The sequence below is a fragment of the Pseudoalteromonas sp. S1727 genome (assembly GCF_005886375.1).
GTDB classification, from domain to species: Bacteria; Pseudomonadota; Gammaproteobacteria; order Enterobacterales; family Alteromonadaceae; genus Pseudoalteromonas; species Pseudoalteromonas haloplanktis.
In genome coordinates, this window is the sequence record NZ_PNDT01000361.1 from 1 (window position 1) to 230 (window position 230).

The 230-nt window shown below is 39.6% G+C and carries 1 pseudogene; it reads right to left on the reverse strand.

Annotated features, from left to right (window positions below):
* Window positions 1-191, reverse strand: a pseudogene (locus CWB85_RS22300) (hypothetical protein); the annotation flags it as partial.
* Window positions 192-230: the final 39 nt, after the last annotated feature.

Genomic DNA, 230 nt, shown 5'->3' on the forward strand with positions numbered 1-230 from the left:
TAGTTATAACAATCTATTTTGTATGCTGCATCATATAAATGATGGTAGTTTTCAGTTTGTTGGGCGTGGCTCATATCTCGCCAGTACACCGATGGGAGATGTTGTTGTTTATCAAACTCAGCGGGGATTGGTGCAAGGTATCTGTATCCTTCGTACTCAGGAAAATAGGGCAATGGATTGGTATTATCCATAAAGCGAACTAAGCTCTCCCAAAACAACAAACAATAGAT